Genomic DNA, 24,526 nt, shown 5'->3' with positions numbered 1-24,526 from the left:
CTTACCGCAGCTTCAGGGTAGAAAGGCCGATCAGCGCGAGGATGATCGCGATGATCCAAAAGCGGATGACGACCTTGCTCTCCGACCAGCCAAGCTGTTCAAAATGATGGTGGATCGGCGCCATGCGGAAGATGCGCTTGCCGGTGCGCTTGAACCAGAAGACCTGGATGATGACCGAGACGGCTTCGAGCACGAACAGCCCGCCGACGATCGCCAGCACGACCTCGTGATGCGTCGCGACCGCGATCGCGCCCAATGCGCCGCCGAGCGCCAGGCTGCCCGTATCGCCCATGAAGACCGCGGCGGGCGGCGCGTTGAACCATAGGAAGGCGAGCCCGCCCCCCATGATCGCGGCGCAGAACACCACCAGCTCTCCCGCGCCCGGCACATGCGGGATACCGAGATATTCGCTGAAATCCGCGCGTCCGATAATGTAGGCGATCAGCGCGAAGGTCCCCGCCGCGATGATCACCGGCATGATCGCCAGGCCGTCCAGCCCATCCGTCAGGTTCACCGCATTGCCCGCCCCGACCATGACGAAGGCGGCGAAGACGTAGTAGAACGGCCCGAGCGGGATCTCGACGTCGGAGAAGAAGGGGACGTAGAGGCTGGTGCTGATTTGGCTGACGATGATGTAGCTCGCGACCCCCGCCACCGCGAATTCGAGTAGCAGGCGAACCTTGCCCGATAGCCCCGCATGGCTGTTCTTGGTGACCTTGTCGTAATCGTCGATGAAACCGATCAGGCCGAAGCCCAGCGTGACCGCGAGACAGGCCCAGACGAACGGGTTCGAGATGTCCATCCATAAGAGCAGCGACAGAGTAAGCGACACCAGGATCATCAGCCCGCCCATCGTCGGCGTCCCGCGCTTGGCGAGATGCGATTGCGGCCCGTCGTCGCGGATCGGCTGGCCCTTACCCTGCCGCACGCGCAGCATGTTGATGAAACGCGGCCCAATGACGAGACCGAGCAGGAGCGCCGTCATCAGCGCCGCACCGAAGCGGAAGGTCTGGTAGCGCACGAGATTGAGCGCCCCTTCGAACCCCAGCCATTCCGCCAACAAAAAGAGCATTCTCGATCCCTAACGGCGCCGCGTCAGCCCGGCGTCCCGGCGAAATGTTGCACCAGTTGCGCCAGCCCCATGAAGTTCGAACCCTTGACCAGCACGACATCGCCGTTGGTCAGGCCGTAGTCCTCGAGCAGGCCAATGGCTTCGCCCGTCGTATCGCAATGGGCAACGCTGGCTCTAAAGCCAAGCGAAGCGCCGCTCCTTCTCCCCAGTTCGATCGCCAACCGGTCCATCCCCTCGCCGATCAATATCGCATGATCGATCTTCGCCGCGGCCAGCGGTTCGGCAAGTTGCGCATGGAAGCGACCGGCGAATTCGCCCAGTTCGCCCATCGTGCCGAGCACCGCGATGCGGCGATGCGCGGGGGTCTGGCCCAATGCCTTGAGCGTCGCGCGCATCGAGGCAGGGTTGGCATTGTAGCTTTCGTCGATCAGCTGCGCCTTGCCGCCTGCCACCGCGATGTCGAGCCGCGCGCCGCGGCCTTTCAACCCGCCCATTTCGGCCAATGCCAGTCCTGCGCTCGCCAGATCGCCACCCGCCGCTCGCACCGCGGCGATGACGCCCAACGAATTGGCGATCCAGTGCTCGCCCGGCTCGGCGACCGAATAGCACAGCCGGCTCGCCTCCTCGCCCCGGCCAAGCTCGGCGGTGACCAGCGAACCGCCATTTGCGCTCGGGATCGCATCGAGCAGCCGCACATCCGCCTCGCCCCCGCGTCCGAAGGTGACGATCTTCACGCCCAGTTCGTGCGCACGCGCGATCAGTCGCGGGCTCATCTCGTTGTCGGCAGGGATAATTGCGGTGCCGCCGTCGATCAGACCGGTGAAGATCCGGGCCTTTTCGTCCGCGATCGCCTCAATGCTGCCGAGATTTTCGATATGCGCGGGCGCGATCGTGGTGATGAGCGCGACATGCGGGCGAACATGTGCGGCGAGCGGTGCGATCTCGCCCGCATGGTTCATCCCCATCTCGAACACGCCGAAACGCGCGCGGGCCGGCATGCGCGCCAGGCTCAGCGGCACACCGACATGATTGTTGTAGCTGCGCACCGAGCGATGGGCACCGCCGCGGCTGGCGCGCTCGAGGCAGGCGAAGATCGCTTCCTTGACCCCCGTCTTGCCGACCGAGCCGGTCACCCCGATGCGCACCGCCCCGCTGCGCTCGCGCGCGGCACGGCCAAGCGCATGGAGAGCGGCGGTGGTGTCCTCGACCAACACGTGCGGGAAATCGACCGGGCGATCGACTATCGCGGCGACTGCGCCCCTGTCGAAGGCGGCGGGGACGAATTTGTGCCCGTCCATCGCTTCGCCGTTGAGCGCGATGAAGATGTCGCCCGCGCGCACGTCACGGCTGTCCATCTCCACTCCGGAGGCCTCGAACGCATGGCTCGCCGTGCCACCTGTCGCCGCAGCGACCGCGTCCGCATGCCATAGCGCGATTGGCAAAGCATCGCGCGGATCGGCCGGCCAGGGGTGAAGCAGAGCATGGGCCGAGCTCATGCCTCGGCCTCGCGCGCGCATTCCCGCGCCACTTCCACATCGTCGAACGGCAAAACCCGCATATCCTCTCCCGACCCGATTATCTGTCCCTGCTCATGCCCCTTGCCGGCGATGAGGATGATATCGTGTGTGCCCGCCCCGGCAATGGCGGCGGCGATCGCGTCGCGCCGTCCCGCCACCGCCCGCACATGCGCGGCCCCTTGCGCGCCGGCCAGCACTTCGTCCCGGATCGCTTGCGGATCCTCGCCGCGCGGATTGTCATCGGTGACAAGGACCGCATCGGCCCCTTTCGCCGCGACTTCTCCCATCGGAGCGCGCTTGCCCTTGTCGCGGTCGCCCCCCGCCCCGAACACCAGCCGCAGCGTTCCGCCCCTGCCGGTATCGATGTGGGGGCGCAAAGCCGCGATGGCGGCTTCGAGCGCGTTGGGAGTGTGGGCGTAATCGACATAGATCGGCGCGCCAGAGGGAAGGATGACCGCACGCTCCAACCGCCCGCGCACCGGCTGGAGCCGCGAGACCGCATCGAAGACCTGCGAACCGCGCGCACCCGTCGCTAGCGCCAGTGCGGCTGCGACCAGCGCGTTGGCCGCCTGGTAGGCTCCGATAAGCGGCAGCCTCACCTCCCTCGTCTCGCCGTCATATTCTATCGTCAGCTCCTGTCCGAGCTGGGTCGCCTCGCGCGCGCCGAGCTTCAGGAAGGCACCGCCCTCGCCCACCGTGCGCACATTCAGACCGCGCATGTGTGCGGTTTCGAGCGCGCGGCGCGTCCATTCGCCGGGCTCCGCGCCGACATGGACGATGGCCTGCCCGCCCTCCTCGACGACTTCTTCGAACAGGCGCATCTTGGCCGCGAAATAATCCTCCATCGTCCCGTGATAATCGAGGTGGTCGCGGCTGAAATTGGTGAAGGCCCCCGCCGCCACCGTAAGCCCTTCGTTGCGATATTGAGCCAGACCGTGGCTCGAGGCTTCATAGGCGACATGGGTGACACCTTCACGCGCGAGGCCGCTCATGTTCGAAAGGAAAGTGACGATGTCTGGCGTCGTCAGCCCGGTAGAAGTGCTGCCGTCGGGCGTGGTTACGCCGAGCGTTCCGATGCTCGCCGCGCGCTCGCCGCAAATGCGCCAGATCTGGCGGGTCATTTCGGCGCAGGAGGTTTTGCCGTTGGTGCCGGTGATGGCGACGACGGTTCCCGGGACGGGCGTGAAGAACGAAGCGGCGGCCTGCGCGAAGGTCCGGCGCGGTTCCTCGCTCGCGATATGCAGCGCCCCTTCGACGCGGGCACCGGGCGATGCGATCACGGCCACTGCGCCGCTGGCGACGGCTTCGGGAATGACGGTCTCTGCATCGAACCGCTCGCCCTTGAACGCGCCGAACACGTTGCCGAGCGCGATCTTGCGATGATCGATGGCGAAGCCTGTCACCGCCTGATCGCCGGCACTGTGCGGATCGAGCCCCGCCGCCTCCATCACTCGCGCCAGTTTCACTCGCGGCCCTCCACCAGAAAGCGCAGGTCGGATATGTCGACATCGCGCCGCTCGTCCGGGCGCACGCCGAGCATCGGCCCGATCCGCGGCACCAGCCGACCCACAACCGGGGCGGCGTTGAACGCGGCGGTCCGCTGGAACGAGCTGGCCAGCGTTCCGCGCGGTTCGTCCATCATCGCAACGATCACGTAGCGCGGTCGATCCATCGGGAAGGCGGCGGCGAAGGTCGAAATGATATTGCGATCGCTATAGCCGTGCTTGCCGGGCTTTTCCGCAGAGCCCGTCTTGCCCCCGACCCGGTAACCCGGCGCATCGGCGCTGCGACCCGTGCCGTAGAGCGAGATCATGCGCAGCATCTGGCGCATGCGCGAGGAGGTAGAGGCCTTGAACACGCGCCTGCCCTTGGGCACTTCGCCCGGGCCCAGTCGTTGCAGGGTGGCCGGACGCCAGATCCCGCCATTGACCATCGCAGCATAGGCATTGGCGAGATGGAGCGGCGTCACCGCGAGCGAATGGCCGTAGCCGATCACCATGTTGGTATGCCGGTTTTCCGGATTGGCGGGCCATAGCGGGCGGCCGCGCGCGGGCAGTTCGATCTGCGGACGCTCGTCCATCGCAAGATCGCGCAGCAGGCGCTGCATGCGCGCGCTGCCCAGCTCATCGGCGACCCGCGCGCTTACGGTATTCGAGGAATAGACCAGGGCCTGCGGGACGTTCAGCACATCGCCCTTGGGTTTGAGATCGCGGATCCGGCGATTGCCGACCTCGACCGTGGTCGCATCCCAATTGCGCGAAAGATCGCGCACGATCCCGGCATCGATCGCCGCCGCCATGGTTAACGGCTTGAAGGTCGAACCAAGCTCGTAGACGCCGTTGGTCGCGCGGTTGAACGTATTGGGCGCACCGTCCGCGCCGACGATATTGGGGTCGAAGGCCGGAAGCGATGCCATCGCCATGATCTCGCCGGTCTCCGCGTCGAGGACGATGCCCGCCGCGCCCTTGGCATCGGTGGCCAGCATGACCTTGCCCAGCTCATCTTCGAGCGCGCCCTGAACGCGCAGGTCGATCGACAGGGCGACGGGTTCGCCGCGCAGATGGCGCTCGGACAGCCGCTCGTCGAGCACCTGTTCCATTCCGAAGCGACCTTCGAGCCGGCGCTCGTCGTTCTCGGTGACGTAACCCAGCACATGTGCGGCGAGCGAGCCTTGCGGATAATGCCGGTCGTATTCGCGCGGGATCTCGAGCGCCACTTCGCCGAGCTCGAACACCTTGTTGGCATCCTCGGGGAGGATACGGCGCAGGATATAGCCGCCTTTGTCCGAGGAGAGGATGCGGGTGGTGCGGGCCAGATCGAGGTCGGGAAAGATTGCTTTCAGCCGCGCGGCGACGGCAGCGGGTTCGCCCACCAGCGGCGAGCCGTCATCCTCCATCGCCTCGGGATTGAACCACAGCGCGTAGGCGGGAAAATTGCGCGCCAGCGGGGTGCCGGTGCGATCGGTGATCTCGCCGCGCGGGGGCAGCAGCGCATCGGCAAGGCTGGTTTGGCCGGGCGCCGCGCCGACGAAGCCGAGATAGCCGATCCGCAGCATCGCGATTCCCGCCAGGCACGCGAAACAGACGATCAGCAGCAGCAAGCGCAGCCGCGCCGTGGTCAGCATTGCGGCACGCAGATGAACCGCGCGCACCCTGCCCCCACTCGGCGCGGCCGGTGCCGGCTCTCGCGGCGAAGCTGCCCCTGATCGCGGCGCAGGCTGACGCGGAGAGGCAGCGGGGCGTGGTGTGCGGGTCAGCCGCCCGAACGGGTCAGCCGCCGTGCGCCCCACGATATGAGCCGTCATTCGCCCGCCTCGCCGAGCGAGAGGATCGCTCCGCGGGTCGGAGCGCTAAGCTCGCGTGGCCCCGTATAGCGCTCGCCGGACGGGGCAGCGCTCTGCGCGTTGGCGGCGCGGATCGGAGAGGCCTCGATTAGGAAATCGCCGAAAGCATTGACGAAGACCGCGCCCGCTCCGCTCTCTTCCTCTGCCATCGCCAGCGTCACCGGCGCGCCGTCGATCGGGGACACCATGGCGGGCGCGTCGCCGGTGACATCGTCGATATCCGCATGGGCGACGCGGATCGGTGCGGGCGCATCGGGGCCGACCGATTGGCCGAGGCTCGCAAGCTGATGCCGGCTGTCGAGATACTGATCGGCGCGCGGCGTTTCGTAGCCGAGTTCGACGTTGTTCCATTCCGCAAGCTGACGCTGGCTCGCGCGGGTCTGAAACTCGGTTTCCAGCATCAGCAGGTCGCGTTCGAGCGCGATGATCATGCGTTCGGCCAGCGACACTTCGCTGCGCACGGTCTGCACCTGAAAGCTCAGCAGCGCGAACAGGGCGGCGCAGGCGGCGAGCACCGCGGCCCAGCCGATCTGGCGAATATGCGAACCTGCAGGCATTATGCGCGTGCCTCCCTGTCAGCGCGGGCCGGCGCGGCGGTCCGCACCGCGTGGCGCAGGATCGAGGAGCGGGCCCGCGGATTGCGTGCCACTTCGGCTTGCGAAGGACGGATCGCCTTGGAGAGCTTGGCGAAGGTCGGCGCCGGGCCTGGCCGCTCGCCGGGCAGGTGTCGCGAGACAGCGCGGCCCGCGCCGGAGGCCTTCTTGAAGAAGCGTTTGACGATACGGTCCTCGAGGCTGTGGAAGCTGACCACCGCGAGCACGCCGCCCTCTTTCAGCAGGGCCTCGGCAGCGGCGAGTCCGGCATGAAGTTCGCCGAGTTCGTTGTTCACATGGATGCGCACCGCCTGAAACGTGCGAGTGGCGGGGTCCTTCTTTTCGTGCGGCTTGTAGCCGAGCGCACGGCGCACGATCCGCGCCAATTCGCCGGTCGTCTCGAGCGGGCGGGCTGCGACGATAGCACGCGCGACCCGGCGCGACTGGCGCTCCTCGCCATATTGGTAGAGCACATCGGCGATCGCGGCTTCGTCAGCAGAGTTAAGGAAGTCCGCCGCGCTCGCGCCGTCGCGGCTCATGCGCATGTCGAGCGGCCCGTCGCTTGCAAAGGCGAAGCCGCGCTCCGCCTCGTCGAGCTGCATCGAGGAGACGCCGATATCCATAACGACGGCATCGACCTGCGGCACGCCGATCCGCTCCATTTCCGCTTGCATTTGCGAGAAACGATGCGGGTGAAGCGAAAGGCGCGGGGCGTAGCGTCGGGCCAACTCCGCACCATCGCGGATGGCGTCGGGATCGCGGTCAAAGGCATGGACCTGCGCCCCGCATTCGAGCAACGCGCGGGTATAGCCGCCCGCGCCGAAAGTCGCATCGACGATCACCTTGCCGGCATTCGGCTCCACCGCGTCGATCACTTCGTCGAGCAGGACCGGGACGTGGCGCTCGCTCATGCGCCCTTCCCCTTCGCGCCGGCCTTGGCGAGCGCCTTTTCCCGCTGCGCGCGGCAGCTTGCCTTGGCGCCGCGGAAATCATCGCCCATGCGCTCGAGCTCTTCCGGGTCCCAAACGAAGAAGAACCTGCCTGCGCCGTGAAAATAAAGGCCCTCGCCCGCCTTGCCGAGTTCGCGCAGGTGATCGGGCATGACGAAGCGGCCGCTGTCGTCGAACGGCACCTGTTCGAAGCCGAACAGCTGCTGTGCGCGGGCGTCGGGATCGAAATCGCCCTGTCCCAGCCGGATCGCGCGTTCCTCTTCCTTTTCAAGCTGGGCGTGAAGCTGCTCGATGCGCGAGAGGCCGAAACCGACGAGACAATCATACGTGTCATGAACCTGGAGGCACAGGGTCTTGGAGCCGCCCGAACATTCCTTCACAGCCTTGCGAAAGGCAGGGGGCAGGACATAGCGGCTCTTGTCGCCGCCCAGCGAATACGCCTGTCCGTGATATCCCTCCGGCGCTGGCACGCTTCACTCCCCAATCCCATCCGAACAATCGCCTGGCGCAGCGGCTCGGAGCGCTTCCGATCAAATCACGACTTCCCCCTCGCCATCCAAGCGCGAGCGGGGATGGCGCGCCGACCGGCAGCGGCGACGCGGGGCAAGTGAACATGCTTGATGGACCCCGGTCATATCGGGGATACAGTGCAGTGGCTAGGGTATTTGTAGGGAAATCGCGGGATTATATGCTAAGTTATTGATTTCAATAGTATTGACGTCAGGCCGTAACGCGGGAGCGCAGTCAATAATCCGGCCCTTCCCCTATTTTTCCCAACATTTCGAGGTGATTCCCTCCATTTCCCTACCCAGGAGCAATGCAGAAAAAGGCTCGTCCCCGCTTTTCCCCAAACACGGCGAAAAGCCTAGTCGAACGCGAACTGGGTAAGCGCCAGGATCGGGGCGTCCGCCTCGCTCTCCGGTGCCAGCTCGGAAAGCGAATATTCGAAGGAGGCTGCATCCGCGACGAGCGTGACCTGCCCCTTCTCAATATTGCAGCGCGCAATCATGCGATCGGCGCGGTAATCGCAATCCGGGCTCGCGCCGTCATCGGGGAGGATCTCTCCGGCCATCGAACGAAGGACGATGGGAGCGTTCGATCCATCGTCGGCGAAGGGGACGGTCTCGACGTCGTGCGTATGCTCGCCCCGAAAAGCGACAACGAGCCCCCAGCGCTTCACCACCGCAGGGATCGTCGCGGCAATCGTCGGCAGCCGCGGATCACCGAGCGGCAGCGGAAAATGGCTCGTCAGCATCGGATCGAGCACAAGCAGCAGGTGCCCACCCCCGCGCACCCAATCGTCGAGCGCAACATTATCCGCCGGCGAAAGCCCGCGCGGCTGGATGACGGCGAGTCGCTCGAGTCCCTCGAGCGGATCGATATCGGCAGCTTCGCCGGTCAGCCCCGGCATTGGCGAGAGCGTGTCGAGCGGCACGATGTCGTAGCGCCGCTCGATCACTTCGCGCTGCCAGGGCGTCTCGAACGCGCCGCCCGCCAGGCTCTCCATATCGGCGCCGAGTGGCCAGTATAGGGGCAGGCTGGTGAGCAGACCCAGTTCGGGTTTATCCGCAGCCGGTTCCGCAGCCGGTTCCTGGGCCGAACCGGGAGCAAACTGCGCAACCTGACCATCGGCGGGGGCTGCGCCGCAGCCCGCCAAGCCAAGCAGGCCCATAGGTGCGAGAGCGGCGAGGGTCGCCCTAGCGCGGCGCATCGGCGGGCGACCCGGTATTGGCGGGTGCAGGCAACCTTGTCGGCGCCGGCGTGTCTGACGGCCCGGCGTTATCGGGCGATGCCGCCTGCGTGGCACTTCCGGTGGGCTCGGAGGGAATGTCGGGTACGATCCCGGCATCGGCCAATGGGTCTCTTTGCGACGCCGCTTCGGTCGGCTCGGTCGTCGGCGCGGCTTCGGGCACGGCGCCTTCCTCGATGAGGTCCGCCTGATTGCCGATGACACTGGCTAGTCCGATCAGCAGCACCATCGAGGCGACGCCGAACAAGCCGATCTGCAGGCGCTGCACCGCCTCGCCGCGCGTGCCGCCTAGTGGCGCGGCTTCGGGCGGCATATCGCCTTCGTCGCTGCCGCGACCCTCGAGCCGCCTTCGGGTTGTGCCGCCGGTCATAATGCTTAGCTTCTAGCCATCTGTGTGGTCGATGTCGATCAGCGGGCGGGCGGGTTCATTCGCCCTCCACTTCGAGCCACTCGAACACCGGCAGACCCTTGGCCGCCAGCCAATCGGCATTGTAGAGCGTCGAAAGATAACGAAAGCCGGTATCACACAGGATTGTTGCGACCTGCGGGTTGTCCTGCCCTTCGGCGACGAGCTGTTTGCCCAGCGCCACCGCGCCCGCGATGTTGATCCCGCTCGAAAGGCCAAGGCATAGCCCCTCCTCGCGCAGCATCTTCTCGACCCATTCCAGGCCTTCCTCGTCGGAAATGCGGAACTGCGTGTCGATCGGCGCACCCTCGAGATTGGCGGTGATCCGCCCCTGTCCGATCCCTTCGGCGACCGAAGAACCCTCGCCTTTCAGCTCGCCATGCGCGTAGTAATTGTAGAGCGCCGCGCCGTGCGGGTCGGTCAGGGCGATGCGGATATCAGGATTGGCTTCCTTGAGGCCCATGCCGACACCGGCGATCGTCCCGCCGGTGCCCGCCGCGCAGGTAAAGCCGGTGATCCGCCCGCCCGTCTGCTCCCACAATTCGCGCGCCGTCCCCTCGATATGGGCACGGCGATTGGCGGTGTTGTCGAACTGCCCGGCCCATACCGCGCCTTCGGTCTCCTCCGCCATCCGGCGCGAGACATGCTGGAAATGGCACGGATCGGCATATTTGGTCGGCGGGACGAGGACGAGGCGCGCACCCAATGCGCGCAGCGTATCCATCTTCTCCTTGGACTGGTTGTCGGGCATGACGATCACGGTCCGGTAGCCCAGCGCATTGGCGACCAGCGCGATGCCGATCCCGGTATTGCCCGCCGTCCCCTCGATCACCGTGCCGCCCGGCGCCAGCTCGCCGCGCGCCTCGGCGTCGCGGATCATGTAGAGCGCGGCGCGGTCCTTGACGCTCGAACCCGGATTGGCAAACTCGCATTTGCCCCAGATATCGCAGCCCGCCGTGCGGCTGGCCCCGGCCAGGCGGACGAGCGGCGTGTTGCCGATAAGCGCGAGAGTGTCGCCGAGAGGCTGCGTTATATTCATGCAGCTGCGGATGTGGCGTAAGGCAGCGCCGCCCGCAATCAACTTTAATCTTCAGGCGCGATAGTCACCTTCATGCCGTCAAGCTCGGCGCTGAACGGGATCTGGCAGGACAGGCGCGAGCTGTCCTTGCGATGATCGCTCGATTCGAGCAGGTCGTCCTCGTCCTCGCTCATTTCCGAGAGCGCACCCTGGTTCGCCTCGTCGACATAGACATGGCAGGTCGCGCACGAACAGCACCCGCCGCACAGCGCCAGCAATTCGTCGAAGCCGTTGTCGCGGATCGCCTCCATGACGCTCAGGCCGTTCTCGACCTCGATTTCGCTCGTTTCGCCCTCGCGGCTGGTGACGATGAGTTTGGGCATGGGCGAGGCGTTCCTTTCTTCGAATATTGCGCGCAAGAGCGCGCTGAGAAACTTTGAGCGCAAGAGTGCGCTGTTGGAAATGGCGATAGGTGCGCTAGGGGGTTGCGCAGGGCTTGGCAACCGATGGGAGAAGACCGCGTGGGTCTGACGGCAGCGACGATCCGCACAGAACTGGACGCGCTCGCGGCGAAGGATGCGCTGATCGCCGAAGAGCTCGCGCGGATCGGCTATCCCGCTGCGCGCGAACGCGATCGCGGCTACAAGACGCTGCTGCGAACAATCGTGGGCCAGCAAGTGTCGGTCGCCGCCGCCAGCTCAATGTGGAACAAGCTGGAAGCCGAGCTCGGCCCGGACTTCACCCCCGCCTGCCTGCTCACGCGCGATTTCGACACGCTACGCGCCTGCGGATTGTCGCGCCAGAAACAGGGCTATGCACGTTCCTTGTGCGAGCTTGTCGAAGCGGGCGAGGTGGATTTCGATGCCCTGCCCGCAGATGACGAGGACGCGATCGCGGCGTTGACGCAGATAAAGGGGATTGGGCGCTGGTCGGCGGAAATCTACCTCCTGTTCGCCGAGGGCCGCACCGACATCTGGCCCGCCGGCGACCTCGCGGTGCAGGAGGGCGTCAAACGCCTGCTGGCGATGGACGAACGCCCCGCGGAGAAGGAAACCCGCGCGCTGGGCGAACGCTGGCGTCCCCATCGCGGCGCGATGGCGATCTTCACCTGGCACTATTACGCCAACCCGGCGCTGTAGCACCGCGTCGCCGAGCTAGGGGGTGGCAAAGCGCCCCGTAGGCCATACATGGCACCCCACACGATCCACCGGAGACACCATGCCAGCACTCGACACCATCCCCCTCATCCCGCGCGAACATCTGTTCGGCAATCCGGCGAAGGCGCAGGGAAAGATTAGCCCCGATGGGCAATGGCTGAGCTGGCTCGCGCCGCTCGAGGGGGTGATGAATGTCTGGCTCGCGCCGCGCAGCGATCCCGCGGCCGGCAGGGCGATCACCGCTTCGACGGAGCGCCCGATCCGCGAGCATTTCTGGGCGCCCAATGCGAAAAGCGTCGGCTATATCCAGGACAAGGACGGCGACGAGAACTTCCTGCTCTACCGCATCGATGTCGCCAGCGGCGAGGAGCGATGCCTGACCCCGTTCGAGAACACCCGGGTGCAGATCGTTGGGTCGTCGAACACCATCCTCGACGAAGTGCTCGTCGGCCTGAATGACCGCGACGCGCAGTGGCACGATGTCTACCGCCTCAATCTCGACAGCGGTACGTTGGACCTCGTCTACGAGAACAATTCCTATGCCGGTTTCCTCGCCGACGACACGCTGATCTTGCGCATGGCGATGCGCCAGAACGAGGCGGGCGGGACCGACTATTTTCGCGTCGTGGACGGCGAGGTCGAGGACGACCCCTTCGAGACGACGGCAATGGAGGATTCGCTGACGACCACGCCGGCGGGTTACACCAGCGACGGCAGGACGCTTTACTGGCTCGACAGCCGCGACCGCGACACCGCCGCCCTGTTCGCGCAGGATACGGCGTCCGGCGAGCGCGAACTTGTCGCCGCGCATGACAAGGCCGATATTTCGGGCACGATGCGCGACAATGAAACCGGCAAGGTGCAGGCCTGGTCGGCGACTTACCTAAAGACCGAATGGACCGCGATCGACCGTGAAATCGGCGCCTCGCTCGACTGGCTCGAGGGGCGGCTCGCCGGCGAATTCGGAGTGATGAGCCGGACCAGGGACGATACGACATGGATCGTGTGGAACGACCCCGGCACCGCGCCGGTCACCGCGTATATCTACGATCGCAAGGCAGAGACGCTGAGCGAGTTTTACGTCACCCGGCCCGAGCTTGCCGAGGCGTCGTTGCAACCGATGCAGCCGGTCGAAATAGCCGCGCGCGACGGATTGACGCTGCCCTCCTACCTGACGCTTGCGGCGGGCAGCGATCCTTCGGGAGATGGCCGGCCCGCCGCGCCCGGCGCGCTCGTCCTTCTCGTTCATGGCGGTCCCTGGGCGCGCGACTCTTACGGCTACGATCCGCTGCACCAAATGCTGGCCAATCGCGGCTATCACGTGCTCGCGGTCAATTATCGCGGCTCGACCGGTTTCGGGAAGAATTTCATCAACGCGGCGAACAAGCAATGGGGTCTTGCCATGCATGACGACCTCATCGACGCGGTCGAATGGGCCGTCGGCGAAGGCATCGCGGCGCGCGACAAGGTCGCCATCATGGGCGGCTCCTATGGCGGCTATGCAACGCTTGCGGGACTGACCTTCACGCCGGAGGTGTTCGCCTGCGGGATCGACATCGTCGGCCCCTCGAACCTCGAAACGCTGCTTTCGACGATCCCGCCTTACTGGGCGCCGATGGTCAAGATCTTCCACGAGCGCATGGGCAACCCGGAAACCGAAGAGGGCCTCGCTCTTCTGAAAGCTGCAAGCCCGCTGCACCACGCCGACCGGATCACCAAGCCGCTATTGATCGGTCAGGGCGCCAACGATCCGCGCGTCAAACAGTCGGAAAGCGATCAGATCGTTGACGCCATGAAGGCGGCGCAGATCCCGGTCACCTATGTCCTTTATCCCGACGAGGGACATGGCTTTGCGAAGCCGGAAAATTCGATCGCCTTCTTCGCCATCACCGAGAATTTCCTCGCCGAAACGATTGGCGGCCGCGCCGAGGCGCTGGCGGATGTGCTGGAGCCGTCGAGCGCGCAGATCGTCGAAGGGGCGGAGCACGTGCAGGGCCTGGCTGATTAGCCGCGGCCATTACGGCGGCGAAGGAGGGGAATGACAAGGCGTTTCCGCCGCCCTAAACCGCCGGCGATTGCAATTGGAGGGATCGCGCATGTCGGATCAGAAACGTCACATCTTCATTACCGGCGGCGCCTCGGGCATCGGGCGGGCGGTGGCGCGCCATTTCGGCGAGCGCGGCTGGTTCGTGACCGTCACCGACATCGACGCGCGCGGTCTCGAGGACACGCTCGGCCTGATCCCGGGCGGTTTCAAGTTCAGCTACGAACTCGACGTGCGTGATCGCGATGCATGGGACCGGGCGCTGGAGGCGGCGAGCACCGCTGCGGGTGGGCGGATCGACGTCGTCTTCAACAATGCCGGGATCGGCACGGGCGGTCCCCTCGCCGAGCTCGACGTCGAGGAGATCGATCGCTGCCTCGACATCAATCTGCGCGGCGTTCTCTATGGCGCGCAGGCCGCCCACCCGCACCTGGTCAAGACCGCACCGGGCAGCGCGCTCGTCAACACCGCGAGCGCGGCGGGGATCGCCGGCGGCAGCGGGATGAGCGTCTATTCGGCGACCAAGTTCGCGGTGCGCGGCGTCGCGGAATGCCTAGATGCCGAGTGGGCCGAGGACGGGATCACCGTCGCCTCGATCTGCCCCAGCTTCATCGAAACTCCGCTGCTCGACGGCACCGGCCACCGCGGCTCGAACGAGTTGATCCGCGACAGGGTGAAGGAAGCCGGGCTCGAAATCACCCCGGTCGAAGAAGTCGCCGAGGCGGTGTGGGATGCGGTACACGGCGACAAGGTGCATTACCTCGTCGGCAAGACCGCGAAGAAGCTGAACTTCGCCAAACGCTGGATGCCCGGGCGCGTGCGCGCGCAACAACGCGGCGCAGCGGGTCTACTGGGAAGGTAAGGCCGGGGGAATCCCCCGGGCAGACGCCCCAAGCGCGCTAGACGATCTTGTCGATCGCCCGCGCCAGTTTGGCATCACGGATGGAAAGGCCGTTCGCATCATGCGTGGTCAGCGTGATTTCGACCTTGGCATAAACATTGGACCATTCGGGGTGATGATCGTGACGGTCGGCGATCAGCGCCACGCGGCTCATGAACCCCCAGGCTTCGGAAAAGTCGGCGAATTGGAAGCTCCGCGTGATTGCCTGCCCGTCGCGCGCGAGCGACCATCCGGGGTGAGCCTCGAGCAGATCGGCGCGATCCTTCTCGTTGAGCTGGGGAACGGAAACCATTGGCGTGACCCTTCATCGATCTTGGTGGCGGTTGTGAGCGCCCATGTTTTTGCCTAACGCGCAGGCTTATGCAAGGCCGCGCCTCCCTTCGAGCGATCCGGTGACAGCGCCGCGGCTGCATGCGCACGAGCTCGCCTGCCAGCGCGGCGACCGGCTGCTGTTCCGCGCGCTTTCCTTCGCGCTGGAAGGCGGCGACATCCTGCATGTAACCGGCGCGAACGGCACCGGCAAGACGACGCTGATGCGCGCGCTGGCGGGGTTGACGACGCCGTTCGCCGGGACGGTCGCCTGTGAGGGCGCTCGCGGACTGCTCGACGAGCGGACCGCGCTCGATCCCGACTTGCCGCTGGGCCGGGCGCTCGCCTTTTGGCGGCGGCTCGATGCCGGCGGCGATGGAGGAGAGGTGCGCGCGCGGCTGGCGCTCGATGCGCTGCTCGACGTGCCGGTTCGCTACCTCTCGACCGGGCAGCGCAAGCGCGCCGGGATCGCGGTGCTGCTGGCGCGCGGCGTGCCGATCTGGCTGCTGGACGAGCCGCTTTCCGGCCTCGACCATGCCGCCATCGCGCTCGTTCAGGAGATCATCGCCGGTCATGCGCGCGGCGGCGGGATCGCGGTGATCGCCTCGCACCAGCCGCTGGGACTGGATAGCGTCGTCACGCTGGCGCTTGAGGACCATCGACCGCAAGTCGACGCTGTATGATCGCCGCGCTTCTTCGCCGCGACCTTGCCACCTTCTTCCCCTTTGCCGGAGGCGGGGCGGCGCTGCCGGTCGTGTTCTTCGTCGCGGTCGCAATGCTTTACCCTTTCGCGGTCGGACCGGATGCGAACACGCTCTCGCGCACCGGGGGCGGGGTGGTCTGGATCGCCGCCTTGCTCGCCGCGATCCTGCCGCTCGAGAAGCTGGTCGCGCGCGACATCGCGCTCGGCATGTTCGACCAGCTGCGGCTGCGCGGGCTGACCGAAGAGGCGATCATGGCGGTGCGCCTGCTGGCACACTGGCTGAGCTTCGGGCCGCCGCTACTGCTCGCCGCTCTCCCCGCCGCCGCCCTGCTCGCGCTCGACCGCTCGACCCTCGAATTGCTGCTGCTGGGCCTCCTTGCAGGGACGCCGGGTCTGGCCGCCATCGGCCTCATGATCGCCGCGCTCACCGCATCCTTGCGCGCCGGAGCAGCCCTGTCGGGCCTCTTGCTGATCCCGCTCGCGCTGCCGATCCTCATCTTCGGCGCGGGCGCTCTCGCGCGGCAGGACGCGGCGAGCATCGGCTTCGTCGCCGCGATCAGCCTGCTGCTCATCGCCATCGCCCCCTTCGCCGCCGGGGCCGCGATCCGCGCGGCACGCGAGGTCTGAGACGCTTCAATAAGGCGGGCGGTCGCGCCCCGTCGGGCTCTTGGTGAAGATCTCGTTCCCATCCTCGGTGATCGCGATCGAGTGCTCGAACTGCGCCGACAGGCTCTTGTCGCGGGTCACCGCGGTCCAGCCGTCGCCCAGCACCTTGGCCCAGGGTTTGCCGAGGTTGATCATCGGCTCGATGGTGAAGAACATGCCCGGCTTCAGCACCGGACCCGTCCCCGCCTTCGATGCATGGACGACTTCGGGCGCGTCGTGGAACAGGCGTCCGAGGCCATGGCCGCAGAACTCGCGCACCACGCCGTAGCGGAACTGGCGCGCATGCGCCTCGATCGCGGCGCCGATATCGCCCAGGCGCGCGCCGGGCTGCGCCGCCTCGATCCCGAGCATCAGGCATTCATAGGTCACATCGACCAGCCGCTTCGCCTTGATCGAGGGTTCGCCGGCGAAGTACATCCGGCTCGTGTCGCCGTGCCAGCCATCGAGCAGCGGGGTCACGTCGACATTGAGGATGTCGCCCTCTTTCAACGCCTTGTCGCCCGGAATGCCGTGGCAGATCACGTGGTTGATCGAGATGCAGCACGAATGGGTGTAGCCGCGATAGCCGAGCGTTGCCGGAACCGCGCCCGCATCGAGCATCATGCCCCGCACCGCATCGTCGATAGCGCCCGTCGTCACGCCGGGTTCGACCATGTCCGCGACCGCATCGAGGATCGTCGCGGCCAGCCGCCCGGCGGCGCGCATCCCCTCGAACCCTTTTTCGGTATGCAGCTTGATCGTGCCGTCGCGGTAGACGGTCTGGTCGCTCTCGACGGTCTGATATTCGGTCATGGCAGGCGATATAGCGCGCGGGCGGCGCGATTGCGAGAGGCGGTTTGAGTGCCCTGCGAAACCCAACGGGATGGAACATGTGGAACACGGTCCAGGGCGAAAACGGGCACAGTGTCACGCTGCGATGTCGAAAGTGTAACTCTAGCTGCAAAGTGGAACCCTACAGCTGCCAAAGTGTCACCTTTGTCGCGCAAAGTGTGACTGTCGAGCGATGCAAAGTGACACTCTAAGCAATGCCAGGTGTAACCCCTTTCGCACGCGCCAGAACGCACCGCGTGCCGAGATATGTGAGCTTGCCGGACCATAACGCACTGAAACAAGCATATCGGGCTCGAGTAGGAAATCGGCGGAACTCCAATTCACGCGTGACATAATGCGACGGCCGCTTAATTGAGGCCGGATGACCGAAATTCAGGACCTGATCAAACCGGACCGCGGGCAGGACGCGGTTCCCATCCACCTCGTGAATACCGACGGCTTCGACACCTTCGCCAAGTCGCTCACCGGCGCGCAGCGCGCCGCGCTCAAGGGGCAGAAATTCGAGGGCAAAGGCTACCAGGTAGGTATCGTTCCCGATGCGCAAGGCGGCGAGGCGGGCTTCATGGCGGTGGGCGGCGTCGCCGATCCCGAGGAACTGTCGAGCTGGTGCCTCGCCAAGCTTGCCGAGGAACTGCCCGAGGGAACCTATCGCCTCACCGGCGCCGCCGCCGAAACGGGCGCCGGACCGGCCATGTTCGGCTGGCTCACCGCGCAATACCGGTTCGAGCGCTACAAGAAGGACGAGAACGCTCCCGGCCCGCGCGTGCTGCTGACCAAGCAGGCGGGCAGGATCGATGCGAATATGGCCGAGGCGAAAGCCGAGATGCTGGTGCGCGATCTCGTCAACACGCCGGCAGAGGATATGGGCCCCGCAGCGCTCGAGGCGGAGTGCGAGGCGCTCGTCAAGGCGCATGGCGGCAAGCTGACGGTGGTGCGCGGCGACGAGCTCGAGCAAGGCTACCCGATGGTGCACGCCGTGGGCCGGGCGGCGGATCGCAAACATGCGCCGCGCCTGATACACCTTACCTGGGGAAGCGACGATCATCCGGTGCTCGCGGTGATTGGCAAGGGTGTATGCTTTGACAGCGGCGGGGTCGACATCAAGCCCGCCAGCGGGATGCGCCTGATGAAGAAGGATATGGGCGGCGCAGCCCATGCGATCGCGCTGGCCGGGCTGATCATGGGTGCGGGGCTAAAAGTGCGGCTGCACCTGATCGTCCCGGCGGTCGAAAACGCGATCGCCGGCAATGCCTTTCGCCCCGGCGACGTGCTGGACAGCCGCAAGGGCCTCACCGTCGAGATTCACAACACCGATGCCGAAGGGCGACTGATCCTGGGCGATGCGCTGACGCTGGCGAGCGAACAGGAGCCGGAACTGGTGGTCGATTTCGCGACGCTGACCGGCGCAGCGCGGGTCGCGCTCGGCCCCGACTATGCCGCGATGATGGCGCGCGAGGATGAAACCGCCGAGGCGCTGATCGCAGCGGGCCGCGCGGTGGATGACGAGCCGTGGCGCCTGCCGCTGCCCGAGGCCTATCGTGAATATCTTTCCTCCGACATCGCCGATCTCTCGAACGCGCAGAACAACCCCTATGCCGGCGCCAGCGTGGCCGGGCTGTTCCTCGATCGCTTCGTCGGCGACGGGATCGACTGGGTCCATTTCGACACCTTCGCCTGGCGCCCCTTCGCCAAGCCCGGCCGTCCCAAGGGCGGGACCGCCTATGGCCTGCGCGCCACCTGGAAGATGCTGCAGACGCGCTTTGGCGGTTAGACGGCTCGCGCGACGCCGCAACGCGAGGTTATCCCGCGCATGGCTTGCCGAGCGGCAGTGCCCTCGTCTATTCGCGGCGGCTTGTTCGGGGCAACAGCAGACGGAACACCTGTCCTTATGAGCGGCAAGGCGCGCGAGGCGCATAATTACATCGTGCCGACAGGCGATCTCGGCCTCGAAGGCCCGGTCGAACGCCCCGCCCCCGGCACGCTGCCCCTGCGCGGCGATCTTGCGCATATCGCGCTCGCCGGCGTGCACCTCGCCGCACATTACGTGATCCCGCAGCTCTGGATCGTCGGCCGCCACGGCGTCGACGTCATGGAGAACACCCGCGACGACAGCCCGCGGGTGACCCGGTTCGAACCCGGAACGCAGGTCGAGGTGATCGACGTCGCCGGCGACTGGATCTGGGGATGCCTGGGGCCGGAAGGGCCAAGCGGATATATGAAGGCCGCCTGCCTTTCGCAGTATGCCGGCGCGGACTCCGGCGACACCTCCGGCGCGGCCTGATGGCGACGCGCATCTTCATCGACGGCGCGGCCGGCACGACCGGGCTGGAAATCCGCGACCGGCTGGAAGGGCGCGGCGAGTTCGAGCTGCTGGTGCTGGACGAGGCGCAGAGAAAGGACGAGGCCGCGCGGCGCGACGCATTGCACGCGGCCGACATCGCGATCCTGTGCCTGCCCGACGAGGCGGCGCGCGAAGCGGTGGCGCTGTCCGAAGGGTCGGACACGCGCATCATCGATGCTTCGAGCGCGCACCGGGTGGCGGAAGGCTGGACATATGGCTTTCCGGAGATCGTCGGCGCCCACGCCATTGCCGACGCGCAGCTCGTTGCCAATCCCGGCTGCTACCCTACCGGCTTCATCGCGCTGATCGCGCCGCTGGTGAAAGCGGGGCTGCTGCCCGCGGACTGGCCCTATAACTGCAACGCGGTGAGCGGCTATTCGGGCGGGGGCAAGGCGCTGATCGAACGGTTCGCGGGCGAGCCCGATCTCGCCTTTCGCACCTATGGCCTGACGCTGTCGCACAAGCACCTGCCCGAGATGAAGCGCCACGCGGGGCTCGCCCATCCGGTGCTGTTCGCGCCCTCGGTGGTCCCGGCCTTTCGCGGAATGATCGTCGAGGTGCCGCTGCATCTGGGCGCTATGCCGGGAGATCCCCACGCCGACGATCTGCGCGCCGCTCTGGCGGAGCATTATGAGGGGAGCGCGGTGGTTTCGGTGCGCGAGGAGCCCGCGCCCGATGAGATCGTGCTGCTGGAAGGGGCCGCGGCGCATGACGGCATGCAGCTTGCCGTGTTCGGCAATGCAGGCGGCTCAAACGCTCGCCTCGTCGCCCGGCTCGACAATCTGGGCAAGGGAGCGAGCGGCGCGGCGATCCAGAACCTCAACCTCATGTGCGGATTGCCGGAGACCACGGGCCTAAGACTGTAACGCGGGGCCTGCCTAATCCTTGGGCAGCAAAAGCCTTGCAAGCGGGCACGGTTGCGCGCCTCGTGCCGATATTGCTACCCAAACGGGCAGGCGGAATGATCCTTGCGCAGCGAACTGGATCGGCTACCGCTGTCCGACAGGTCCTGGCACGATTCCTGATCGAAAAGTGCCCTGATCACCTTGCATTCGGCACGGCCGCTCCGGGGAAACCGATTACGTGAAGAAGATCGAAGCGATCATCAAGCCCTTCAAGCTCGACGAGGTGAAGGAGGCGCTGCACGAAGTCGGCGTTTCCGGCATCACCGTCACCGAGGCGCGCGGCTTCGGCCGGCAGAAGGGCCACACGGAGCTCTATCGCGGGGCCGAATATGTCGTCGACTTCCTGCCCAAGGTGAAGCTCGAAGTGGTGGTGCCCGAAGACCAGACCGACCGCGTGGTCGAGGCGATCGCTTCGGCCGCACAGACAGGCCGCATCGGCGATGGCAAGATCTTCGTCTCGCCCATCGAGCGCGCCCTGCGCATCCGCACCGGTGAAACCGACGACGAGGCGATCTAGGCCGCCCGCGCGACACCCACCCCTTTAGCCCGTTCCGGGGATCGTCACGACCCCGCACGGGTTCTCTCGAATACCAGCAGCTGGAGATACCAACATGGCAAGCACCAAGGACGTTCTGAAGCAGATTCAGGACAACGAGATCGAATGGGTCGATCTGCGCTTCACCGATCCCAAGGGCAAGTGGCAGCACCTGACCATGTCCGCCGGCGTCATGGACGAGGATTCGCTCGAGGACGGGCTGATGTTCGACGGCTCCTCGATCGAGGGGTGGAAGGAGATCAACGAAAGCGACATGATCCTCAAGCCCGACATGGACGCGACCTATGTCGATCCCTTCAGCGCGACGCCGATGCTCGCGGTGTTCTGCGACATCGTCGAGCCGTCCGACGGCCAGTTCTATTCGCGCGATCCGCGCTCGACGGCGAAGCGGGCGGAAAACTACCTCGCCTCCACCGGCATCGGCGACACAATCTATGTCGGCCCGGAGCCGGAATTCTTCATGTTCGACGATGTCCGGTTCGAGGACGGCTATGCCGCGTCGGGCTATGCGATCGACGACGTCGAGCTGCCGACCAATGTCGGCAAGGAATACGAGATGGGCAACATGGCCCACCGCCCGCGCGCCAAGGGCGGCTATTTCCCGGTCGCCCCGGTGGACAGCGCGGTCGATATCCGCGGCGAGATGGTCTCGACCATGCTGGAAATGGGTCTCGACATGGACAAGCATCACCACGAGGTGGCAGCCGCCCAGCATGAGCTCGGCATCACCTTCTCCACCCTGACGCGCTGCGCGGATCAGGTGCAGGTCTACAAATATGTCGTGCAGCAGGTCGCCCATGCCTATGGCAAGACCGCGACCTTCATGCCCAAGCCGATCAAGGACGACAACGGATCGGGCATGCACACGCATATGTCGATCTGGAAGGACGGCAACCCGACTTTCGCCGGCGACGAATATGCCGGCCTGTCGGAAAGCTGCCTTCATTATATCGGCGGCGTCATCAAGCATGCGAAGGCGATCAACGCCTTCACCAACGCGACCACCAATTCGTACAAGCGTCTGGTGCCCGGCTTCGAGGCGCCGGTGCTGCTCGCCTATTCCGCGCGCAACCGTTCGGCCTCGTGCCGCATTCCCTATGGCGCGGGCGAGAAGGCGAAGCGGGTCGAGTTCCGTTTCCCCGACGCGATCTGCAACCCCTATCTCGCCTTTTCGGCGCTGCTGATGGCGGGCCTCGACGGGATCGAGAACAAGATCCACCCCGGCGATGCGATGGACAAGAACCTCTACGACCTGCCGCCCGCCGAGCTCGCCCATGTGCCGACGGTGTGCGGCTCCTTGCGCGAGGCGCTGCTGGCGCTGGAGGAGGATCACGAATTCCTGCTCAAGGGCGACGTCTTCTCGGTCGACCAGATCGAGGCCTATTCCGAACTCAAATGGGAAGAGCAAATGCGTTTCGAGACGACCCCCTCCCCGGTCGAATTCGACATGTATTACAGCGCCTGACCCAGTGTATCCGACCAAAAAGAAAGCGCCCCGGAGCGATCCGGGCGCTTTTCTTTTGGCTGGCCCTAAAAATGTTGGGGGCGACCCGCGTTCCATTGCGCACTACGCAAGCAAGACCCGAATCCGACCGGACAGGCCGCGCCCGATGCACGGTCGACAATGCGACCCGAAGGGGCGAACGGCAGGGCCGTTTCCCCTTTTCAATTATGGCCCCGCCGCTACCGGCGGGGCCTTTTTTTACGTTCGCAGCAATCCCCGGCGCGCGCCCGCGACGATCGAGGCGACGAGCGAGAATGCGCTGATCGGCGTAATCCAGTCGAGCGAGGCCGGAGCCTCGAGTTTCCCGAGATGGGCAAGCGCCGCCCAGACCCCGCCGACGGCGAGCACCGCGAAGAAGGACAGCGCGCAGCTTTCCGCATTCGCCTGGCGCCACAATTCGTCGAACCGGATTCAGGTCATCCAGGTGGACGCGGCCAGCACAACAGCGAATATCGCCAGCAGGACCAGCACCCAGATGTCGTCCGCCCATCCCAGGGGACGCGACAGCGCGAGGAGAATCAGCGCACCGCCCCATGCCCCGCAGCCCAGCGCGCTCAGCCCGAGCATGCGCCGCTGGTCCGCCCAGTCGTCGGAATCGTCGACCATGTCCATCGCCATGCCGAAGCGCGACGCGGCCGAACCCAGACCCACGACCGCGGCGCTGACAAGATAGATCGCTCCGACCAGAAAAGCTGCCAGTTCGCTCGCATCGGGCAGCGCCTCGGCCTGCCCGCCAACGCGCCGATCGACAAAGTCGGCGCCCAAATAACCGACCGCTGCCCCCACCACCGCGAGGATCATCACAGTCGACCAGAAGCCCCACCGCTTGCGGTTCGTTTTCGTCATGCCGTTCATGTCTCGTCTGGCTCCCAATCGTCGATGAACAGGTCCGGCACCTGCGCGCCGAACAGTTTCGCCATCCGCAGAGCGAGCGGCAGAGACGGATCGTACTTGTCCGTTTCGACCGCATTGATCGTCTGCCGGGAAACGCCGAGCCGACGCGCGAGCTCCCCCTGGCTCCAGCCATGGGTCTCGCGATGCGTCCGGACATTGTTTCGCAAGAACGATCCTCTCGCCTGGCGATTCGCGGTGAACCACCTGTAAAGAGCTCTTTATAGGAGCGCGGGCGTCCGCCTCGCTCCGTTCTCCGCGCCTCGTCCTATTACGGACACACCCGCCACCGATCGTGCTTTAATCGTTTTCCTACTCGCCGCATCCGTGCCTAATACCCGCGCCTCGCTTTTCCCGCTTCTTCCAATCCCTTCGCGAGGTATGTTCATGATCGACGCTCCATCCGCCCGGCCCCGGCGCAAGGCGATCTTCGATGCGGTAAGACGGCTGCTGGGTCGCGGCTTTCGCCAGTCCGAAGTCGAGGCGCTCGACGATGCAATCGATGCAGCCTTCGGCGGGAGCATCAATCTGCCTTGCGATGCGGCACCGTCGGGCATTCCGCGCATCGTCCGCCGCAAACGCGCAGGAGAGCGCCGGGTCGGCCCGCGCGGCGAGGAACTGATCAAACGGTTCGAGGGCTGCGCCAGGCAGCGGCGCGACGGGCTGATCGAGGCCTATCCCGATCCGGGCACGGGCGGCGCACCCTGGACCATCGGCTGGGGCGCGACGGGCGAGGACGGCGCAGGTGGGCGAATCGCGCGCGGCACCGTGTGGACGCAGGCGCAATGCGATGCGCGCCTCGCCGCCGATCTCGAGATTTACGCCCGCGAGGTCGCGCAGGCGATCGGCGATGCGCCCACCAGCGAGGCGCAATTCGATGCGCTCGTCAGCTTTCACTACAATACCGGCGCCATCCGCCGCGCCACGCTTACGCGAAAGCACATTGCGGGCGATCATGCGGGCGCGGCGGCCGAATTCGCGCGCTGGAAATATGCTGGCGGGCGGGTGATGAAAGGGCTGGTGCGCCGCCGCGCCGCCGAAGCGCGGCTCTACCGCAGCGGTTGGTAGT

Annotated in this window: 27 protein-coding genes; 11 read left to right on the top strand and 16 right to left on the bottom strand. The window is 66.0% G+C overall.

Annotated features, from left to right (window positions below; all coding sequences use genetic code 11):
• Position 1: 1 nt before the first annotated feature.
• From mraY to V2I30_RS04090, 11 genes are all read right to left on the bottom strand, one after another.
• Entirely contained in the window at positions 2 to 1,072 is a 1,071-nt protein-coding gene (gene mraY, locus V2I30_RS04140; RefSeq protein WP_330660814.1) for a phospho-N-acetylmuramoyl-pentapeptide-transferase, read from the bottom strand.
• Positions 1,073 to 1,095: 23 nt separating this feature from the next.
• Positions 1,096 to 2,568: a UDP-N-acetylmuramoyl-tripeptide--D-alanyl-D-alanine ligase gene (locus V2I30_RS04135; protein ID WP_330660813.1), complete on the bottom strand. Its 1,473-nt coding sequence runs from the start codon at positions 2,566 to 2,568 to the stop codon at positions 1,096 to 1,098.
• On the bottom strand, positions 2,565 to 4,055 hold the full coding sequence (locus V2I30_RS04130; RefSeq protein WP_330660812.1) for a UDP-N-acetylmuramoyl-L-alanyl-D-glutamate--2,6-diaminopimelate ligase: 1,491 nt from the start codon (positions 4,053 to 4,055) through the stop codon (positions 2,565 to 2,567). Before V2I30_RS04130 ends, V2I30_RS04135 begins: the two co-directional genes overlap by 4 nt.
• Positions 4,052 to 5,713 (bottom strand): peptidoglycan D,D-transpeptidase FtsI family protein, encoded by a 1,662-nt coding sequence (locus V2I30_RS04125; RefSeq protein WP_330660811.1) that lies wholly within the window; start codon positions 5,711 to 5,713, stop codon positions 4,052 to 4,054. The genes V2I30_RS04130 and V2I30_RS04125 overlap by 4 nt, the downstream gene beginning before the upstream one ends.
• A gap of 176 nt (positions 5,714 to 5,889) precedes the next feature.
• Positions 5,890 to 6,489, bottom strand: coding sequence for a hypothetical protein (locus V2I30_RS04120; RefSeq protein ID WP_330660810.1), 600 nt, complete (start codon positions 6,487 to 6,489; stop codon positions 5,890 to 5,892).
• On the bottom strand, positions 6,489 to 7,436 hold the full coding sequence (rsmH, locus tag V2I30_RS04115; protein ID WP_330660809.1) for a 16S rRNA (cytosine(1402)-N(4))-methyltransferase RsmH: 948 nt from the start codon (positions 7,434 to 7,436) through the stop codon (positions 6,489 to 6,491). The genes V2I30_RS04120 and rsmH overlap by 1 nt, the downstream gene beginning before the upstream one ends.
• Positions 7,433 to 7,945 carry a division/cell wall cluster transcriptional repressor MraZ gene (locus tag V2I30_RS04110; RefSeq protein WP_330660808.1) on the bottom strand — a complete coding sequence of 171 codons (513 nt, stop codon included), beginning with the start codon at positions 7,943 to 7,945 and terminating at the stop codon, positions 7,433 to 7,435. Before V2I30_RS04110 ends, rsmH begins: the two co-directional genes overlap by 4 nt.
• Positions 7,946 to 8,340: 395 nt before the next feature.
• Positions 8,341 to 9,186 carry a hypothetical protein gene (locus tag V2I30_RS04105; protein WP_330660807.1) on the bottom strand — a complete coding sequence of 282 codons (846 nt, stop codon included), beginning with the start codon at positions 9,184 to 9,186 and terminating at the stop codon, positions 8,341 to 8,343.
• The gene (locus V2I30_RS04100) at positions 9,173 to 9,595 is read right to left on the bottom strand and encodes a hypothetical protein (RefSeq protein WP_330660806.1); all 423 of its coding nucleotides are present in this window, start codon (positions 9,593 to 9,595) and stop codon (positions 9,173 to 9,175) included. The genes V2I30_RS04105 and V2I30_RS04100 overlap by 14 nt, the downstream gene beginning before the upstream one ends.
• A gap of 55 nt (positions 9,596 to 9,650) precedes the next feature.
• Positions 9,651 to 10,670: a cysteine synthase A gene (locus V2I30_RS04095; RefSeq protein ID WP_330660804.1), complete on the bottom strand. Its 1,020-nt coding sequence runs from the start codon at positions 10,668 to 10,670 to the stop codon at positions 9,651 to 9,653.
• A 44-nt stretch (positions 10,671 to 10,714) separates the two neighbouring features.
• Positions 10,715 to 11,032, bottom strand: coding sequence for a 2Fe-2S iron-sulfur cluster-binding protein (locus V2I30_RS04090; RefSeq protein ID WP_330660803.1), 318 nt, complete (start codon positions 11,030 to 11,032; stop codon positions 10,715 to 10,717).
• Positions 11,033 to 11,170: 138 nt separating this feature from the next.
• Here V2I30_RS04090 and V2I30_RS04085 point away from each other — a divergent pair, with 138 nt between their 5' ends.
• The 3 genes from V2I30_RS04085 (at position 11,171) to V2I30_RS04075 (ending at position 14,712) form a co-directional block, all read left to right on the top strand.
• Positions 11,171 to 11,788 carry a DNA-3-methyladenine glycosylase family protein gene (locus tag V2I30_RS04085; protein ID WP_330660801.1) on the top strand — a complete coding sequence of 206 codons (618 nt, stop codon included), beginning with the start codon at positions 11,171 to 11,173 and terminating at the stop codon, positions 11,786 to 11,788.
• A gap of 79 nt (positions 11,789 to 11,867) precedes the next feature.
• Positions 11,868 to 13,814, top strand: coding sequence for a S9 family peptidase (locus V2I30_RS04080; RefSeq protein ID WP_330660800.1), 1,947 nt, complete (start codon positions 11,868 to 11,870; stop codon positions 13,812 to 13,814).
• Positions 13,815 to 13,902: 88 nt separating this feature from the next.
• A complete protein-coding gene (locus tag V2I30_RS04075) occupies positions 13,903 to 14,712 on the top strand; it encodes an SDR family oxidoreductase (RefSeq protein ID WP_330660799.1) in 810 nt (269 codons plus the stop codon).
• 37 nt (positions 14,713 to 14,749) lie between these two features.
• Here V2I30_RS04075 and V2I30_RS04070 read toward each other — a convergent pair whose 3' ends face one another.
• Positions 14,750 to 15,043, bottom strand: coding sequence for a 4a-hydroxytetrahydrobiopterin dehydratase (locus V2I30_RS04070; RefSeq protein ID WP_330660798.1), 294 nt, complete (start codon positions 15,041 to 15,043; stop codon positions 14,750 to 14,752).
• 100 nt (positions 15,044 to 15,143) lie between these two features.
• Between V2I30_RS04070 and ccmA the strand changes: the two genes are divergently transcribed.
• Together ccmA and V2I30_RS04060 are read left to right on the top strand one after the other, a co-directional pair.
• Positions 15,144 to 15,743 (top strand): heme ABC exporter ATP-binding protein CcmA, encoded by a 600-nt coding sequence (ccmA, locus tag V2I30_RS04065; protein ID WP_330660797.1) that lies wholly within the window; start codon positions 15,144 to 15,146, stop codon positions 15,741 to 15,743.
• Complete coding sequence (locus V2I30_RS04060; RefSeq protein ID WP_330660796.1) at positions 15,740 to 16,390, top strand: heme exporter protein CcmB; 651 nt, start codon at positions 15,740 to 15,742, stop codon at positions 16,388 to 16,390. Before ccmA ends, V2I30_RS04060 begins: the two co-directional genes overlap by 4 nt.
• A gap of 6 nt (positions 16,391 to 16,396) precedes the next feature.
• Here the strand turns inward: V2I30_RS04060 and map are convergent, their stop codons facing one another.
• Positions 16,397 to 17,221, bottom strand: coding sequence for a type I methionyl aminopeptidase (gene map / locus V2I30_RS04055; RefSeq protein WP_330660795.1), 825 nt, complete (start codon positions 17,219 to 17,221; stop codon positions 16,397 to 16,399).
• A gap of 400 nt (positions 17,222 to 17,621) precedes the next feature.
• Here map and V2I30_RS04050 point away from each other — a divergent pair, with 400 nt between their 5' ends.
• The 5 genes from V2I30_RS04050 (at position 17,622) to glnA (ending at position 22,527) form a co-directional block, all read left to right on the top strand.
• Positions 17,622 to 19,031 carry a leucyl aminopeptidase family protein gene (locus V2I30_RS04050; protein WP_330660794.1) on the top strand — a complete coding sequence of 470 codons (1,410 nt, stop codon included), beginning with the start codon at positions 17,622 to 17,624 and terminating at the stop codon, positions 19,029 to 19,031.
• Between the two features lie 117 nt (positions 19,032 to 19,148).
• A complete protein-coding gene (locus tag V2I30_RS04045; protein ID WP_330660793.1) occupies positions 19,149 to 19,541 on the top strand; it encodes a hypothetical protein in 393 nt (130 codons plus the stop codon).
• Positions 19,541 to 20,467, top strand: coding sequence for an N-acetyl-gamma-glutamyl-phosphate reductase (gene argC / locus V2I30_RS04040; RefSeq protein WP_330660792.1), 927 nt, complete (start codon positions 19,541 to 19,543; stop codon positions 20,465 to 20,467). Before V2I30_RS04045 ends, argC begins: the two co-directional genes overlap by 1 nt.
• Positions 20,468 to 20,684: 217 nt before the next feature.
• Complete coding sequence (locus tag V2I30_RS04035) at positions 20,685 to 21,023, top strand: P-II family nitrogen regulator (RefSeq protein WP_330660791.1); 339 nt, start codon at positions 20,685 to 20,687, stop codon at positions 21,021 to 21,023.
• Between the two features lie 94 nt (positions 21,024 to 21,117).
• Positions 21,118 to 22,527 carry a type I glutamate--ammonia ligase gene (gene glnA, locus V2I30_RS04030; protein WP_330660790.1) on the top strand — a complete coding sequence of 470 codons (1,410 nt, stop codon included), beginning with the start codon at positions 21,118 to 21,120 and terminating at the stop codon, positions 22,525 to 22,527.
• 237 nt (positions 22,528 to 22,764) lie between these two features.
• Here the strand turns inward: glnA and V2I30_RS04025 are convergent, their stop codons facing one another.
• Genes V2I30_RS04025 through V2I30_RS04015 form a run of 3 tightly spaced genes read right to left on the bottom strand, consistent with a single transcriptional unit; the run spans position 22,765 to position 23,627 of the window.
• A complete protein-coding gene (locus V2I30_RS04025; RefSeq protein ID WP_330660789.1) occupies positions 22,765 to 22,962 on the bottom strand; it encodes a hypothetical protein in 198 nt (65 codons plus the stop codon).
• A 15-nt stretch (positions 22,963 to 22,977) separates the two neighbouring features.
• Positions 22,978 to 23,421, bottom strand: a complete 444-nt coding sequence (locus V2I30_RS04020) for a hypothetical protein (protein ID WP_330660788.1) — start codon at positions 23,419 to 23,421, stop codon at positions 22,978 to 22,980.
• Complete coding sequence (locus tag V2I30_RS04015) at positions 23,418 to 23,627, bottom strand: helix-turn-helix transcriptional regulator (RefSeq protein WP_330660787.1); 210 nt, start codon at positions 23,625 to 23,627, stop codon at positions 23,418 to 23,420. Before V2I30_RS04015 ends, V2I30_RS04020 begins: the two co-directional genes overlap by 4 nt.
• Before the next feature lie 217 nt (positions 23,628 to 23,844).
• Here V2I30_RS04015 and V2I30_RS04010 point away from each other — a divergent pair, with 217 nt between their 5' ends.
• The gene (locus V2I30_RS04010; RefSeq protein ID WP_330660786.1) at positions 23,845 to 24,525 is read left to right on the top strand and encodes a lysozyme; all 681 of its coding nucleotides are present in this window, start codon (positions 23,845 to 23,847) and stop codon (positions 24,523 to 24,525) included.
• The last annotated feature ends 1 nt before the right edge of the window (position 24,526 follow it).

The organism is Erythrobacter sp. (assembly GCF_036351135.1).
Classification (GTDB): domain Bacteria; phylum Pseudomonadota; class Alphaproteobacteria; order Sphingomonadales; family Sphingomonadaceae; genus Erythrobacter.
The sequence above is the reverse complement of the archived record's forward strand: the minus strand, read 5'-3'. Positions and strand labels throughout refer to the sequence as shown.

Bases quoted from the DNA above. Each gene is read 5' to 3' on its own strand.
- V2I30_RS04020 (WP_330660788.1), bottom strand. From the start codon at position 23,421: ATGAACGGCATGACGAAAACGAACCGCAAGCGGTGGGGCTTCTGGTCG.
- map (WP_330660795.1), bottom strand. From the start codon at position 17,221: ATGACCGAATATCAGACCGTCGAGAGCGACCAGACCGTCTACCGCGAC.
- V2I30_RS04080 (WP_330660800.1), top strand. From the start codon at position 11,868: ATGCCAGCACTCGACACCATCCCCCTCATCCCGCGCGAACATCTGTTC.
- argC (WP_330660792.1), top strand. From the start codon at position 19,541: ATGGCGACGCGCATCTTCATCGACGGCGCGGCCGGCACGACCGGGCTG.
- V2I30_RS04050 (WP_330660794.1), top strand. From the start codon at position 17,622: ATGACCGAAATTCAGGACCTGATCAAACCGGACCGCGGGCAGGACGCG.
- V2I30_RS04135 (WP_330660813.1), bottom strand. From the start codon at position 2,568: ATGAGCTCGGCCCATGCTCTGCTTCACCCCTGGCCGGCCGATCCGCGC.
- glnA (WP_330660790.1), top strand. From the start codon at position 21,118: ATGGCAAGCACCAAGGACGTTCTGAAGCAGATTCAGGACAACGAGATC.
- V2I30_RS04105 (WP_330660807.1), bottom strand. From the start codon at position 9,186: ATGCGCCGCGCTAGGGCGACCCTCGCCGCTCTCGCACCTATGGGCCTG.
- V2I30_RS04045 (WP_330660793.1), top strand. From the start codon at position 19,149: ATGAGCGGCAAGGCGCGCGAGGCGCATAATTACATCGTGCCGACAGGC.
- mraY (WP_330660814.1), bottom strand. From the start codon at position 1,072: ATGCTCTTTTTGTTGGCGGAATGGCTGGGGTTCGAAGGGGCGCTCAAT.
- rsmH (WP_330660809.1), bottom strand. From the start codon at position 7,436: ATGAGCGAGCGCCACGTCCCGGTCCTGCTCGACGAAGTGATCGACGCG.
- V2I30_RS04060 (WP_330660796.1), top strand. From the start codon at position 15,740: ATGATCGCCGCGCTTCTTCGCCGCGACCTTGCCACCTTCTTCCCCTTT.
- V2I30_RS04090 (WP_330660803.1), bottom strand. From the start codon at position 11,032: ATGCCCAAACTCATCGTCACCAGCCGCGAGGGCGAAACGAGCGAAATC.
- V2I30_RS04010 (WP_330660786.1), top strand. From the start codon at position 23,845: ATGATCGACGCTCCATCCGCCCGGCCCCGGCGCAAGGCGATCTTCGAT.
- V2I30_RS04120 (WP_330660810.1), bottom strand. From the start codon at position 6,489: ATGCCTGCAGGTTCGCATATTCGCCAGATCGGCTGGGCCGCGGTGCTC.
- V2I30_RS04125 (WP_330660811.1), bottom strand. From the start codon at position 5,713: ATGCTGACCACGGCGCGGCTGCGCTTGCTGCTGCTGATCGTCTGTTTC.
- V2I30_RS04075 (WP_330660799.1), top strand. From the start codon at position 13,903: ATGTCGGATCAGAAACGTCACATCTTCATTACCGGCGGCGCCTCGGGC.
- V2I30_RS04100 (WP_330660806.1), bottom strand. From the start codon at position 9,595: ATGACCGGCGGCACAACCCGAAGGCGGCTCGAGGGTCGCGGCAGCGAC.
- V2I30_RS04095 (WP_330660804.1), bottom strand. From the start codon at position 10,670: ATGAATATAACGCAGCCTCTCGGCGACACTCTCGCGCTTATCGGCAAC.
- V2I30_RS04070 (WP_330660798.1), bottom strand. From the start codon at position 15,043: ATGGTTTCCGTTCCCCAGCTCAACGAGAAGGATCGCGCCGATCTGCTC.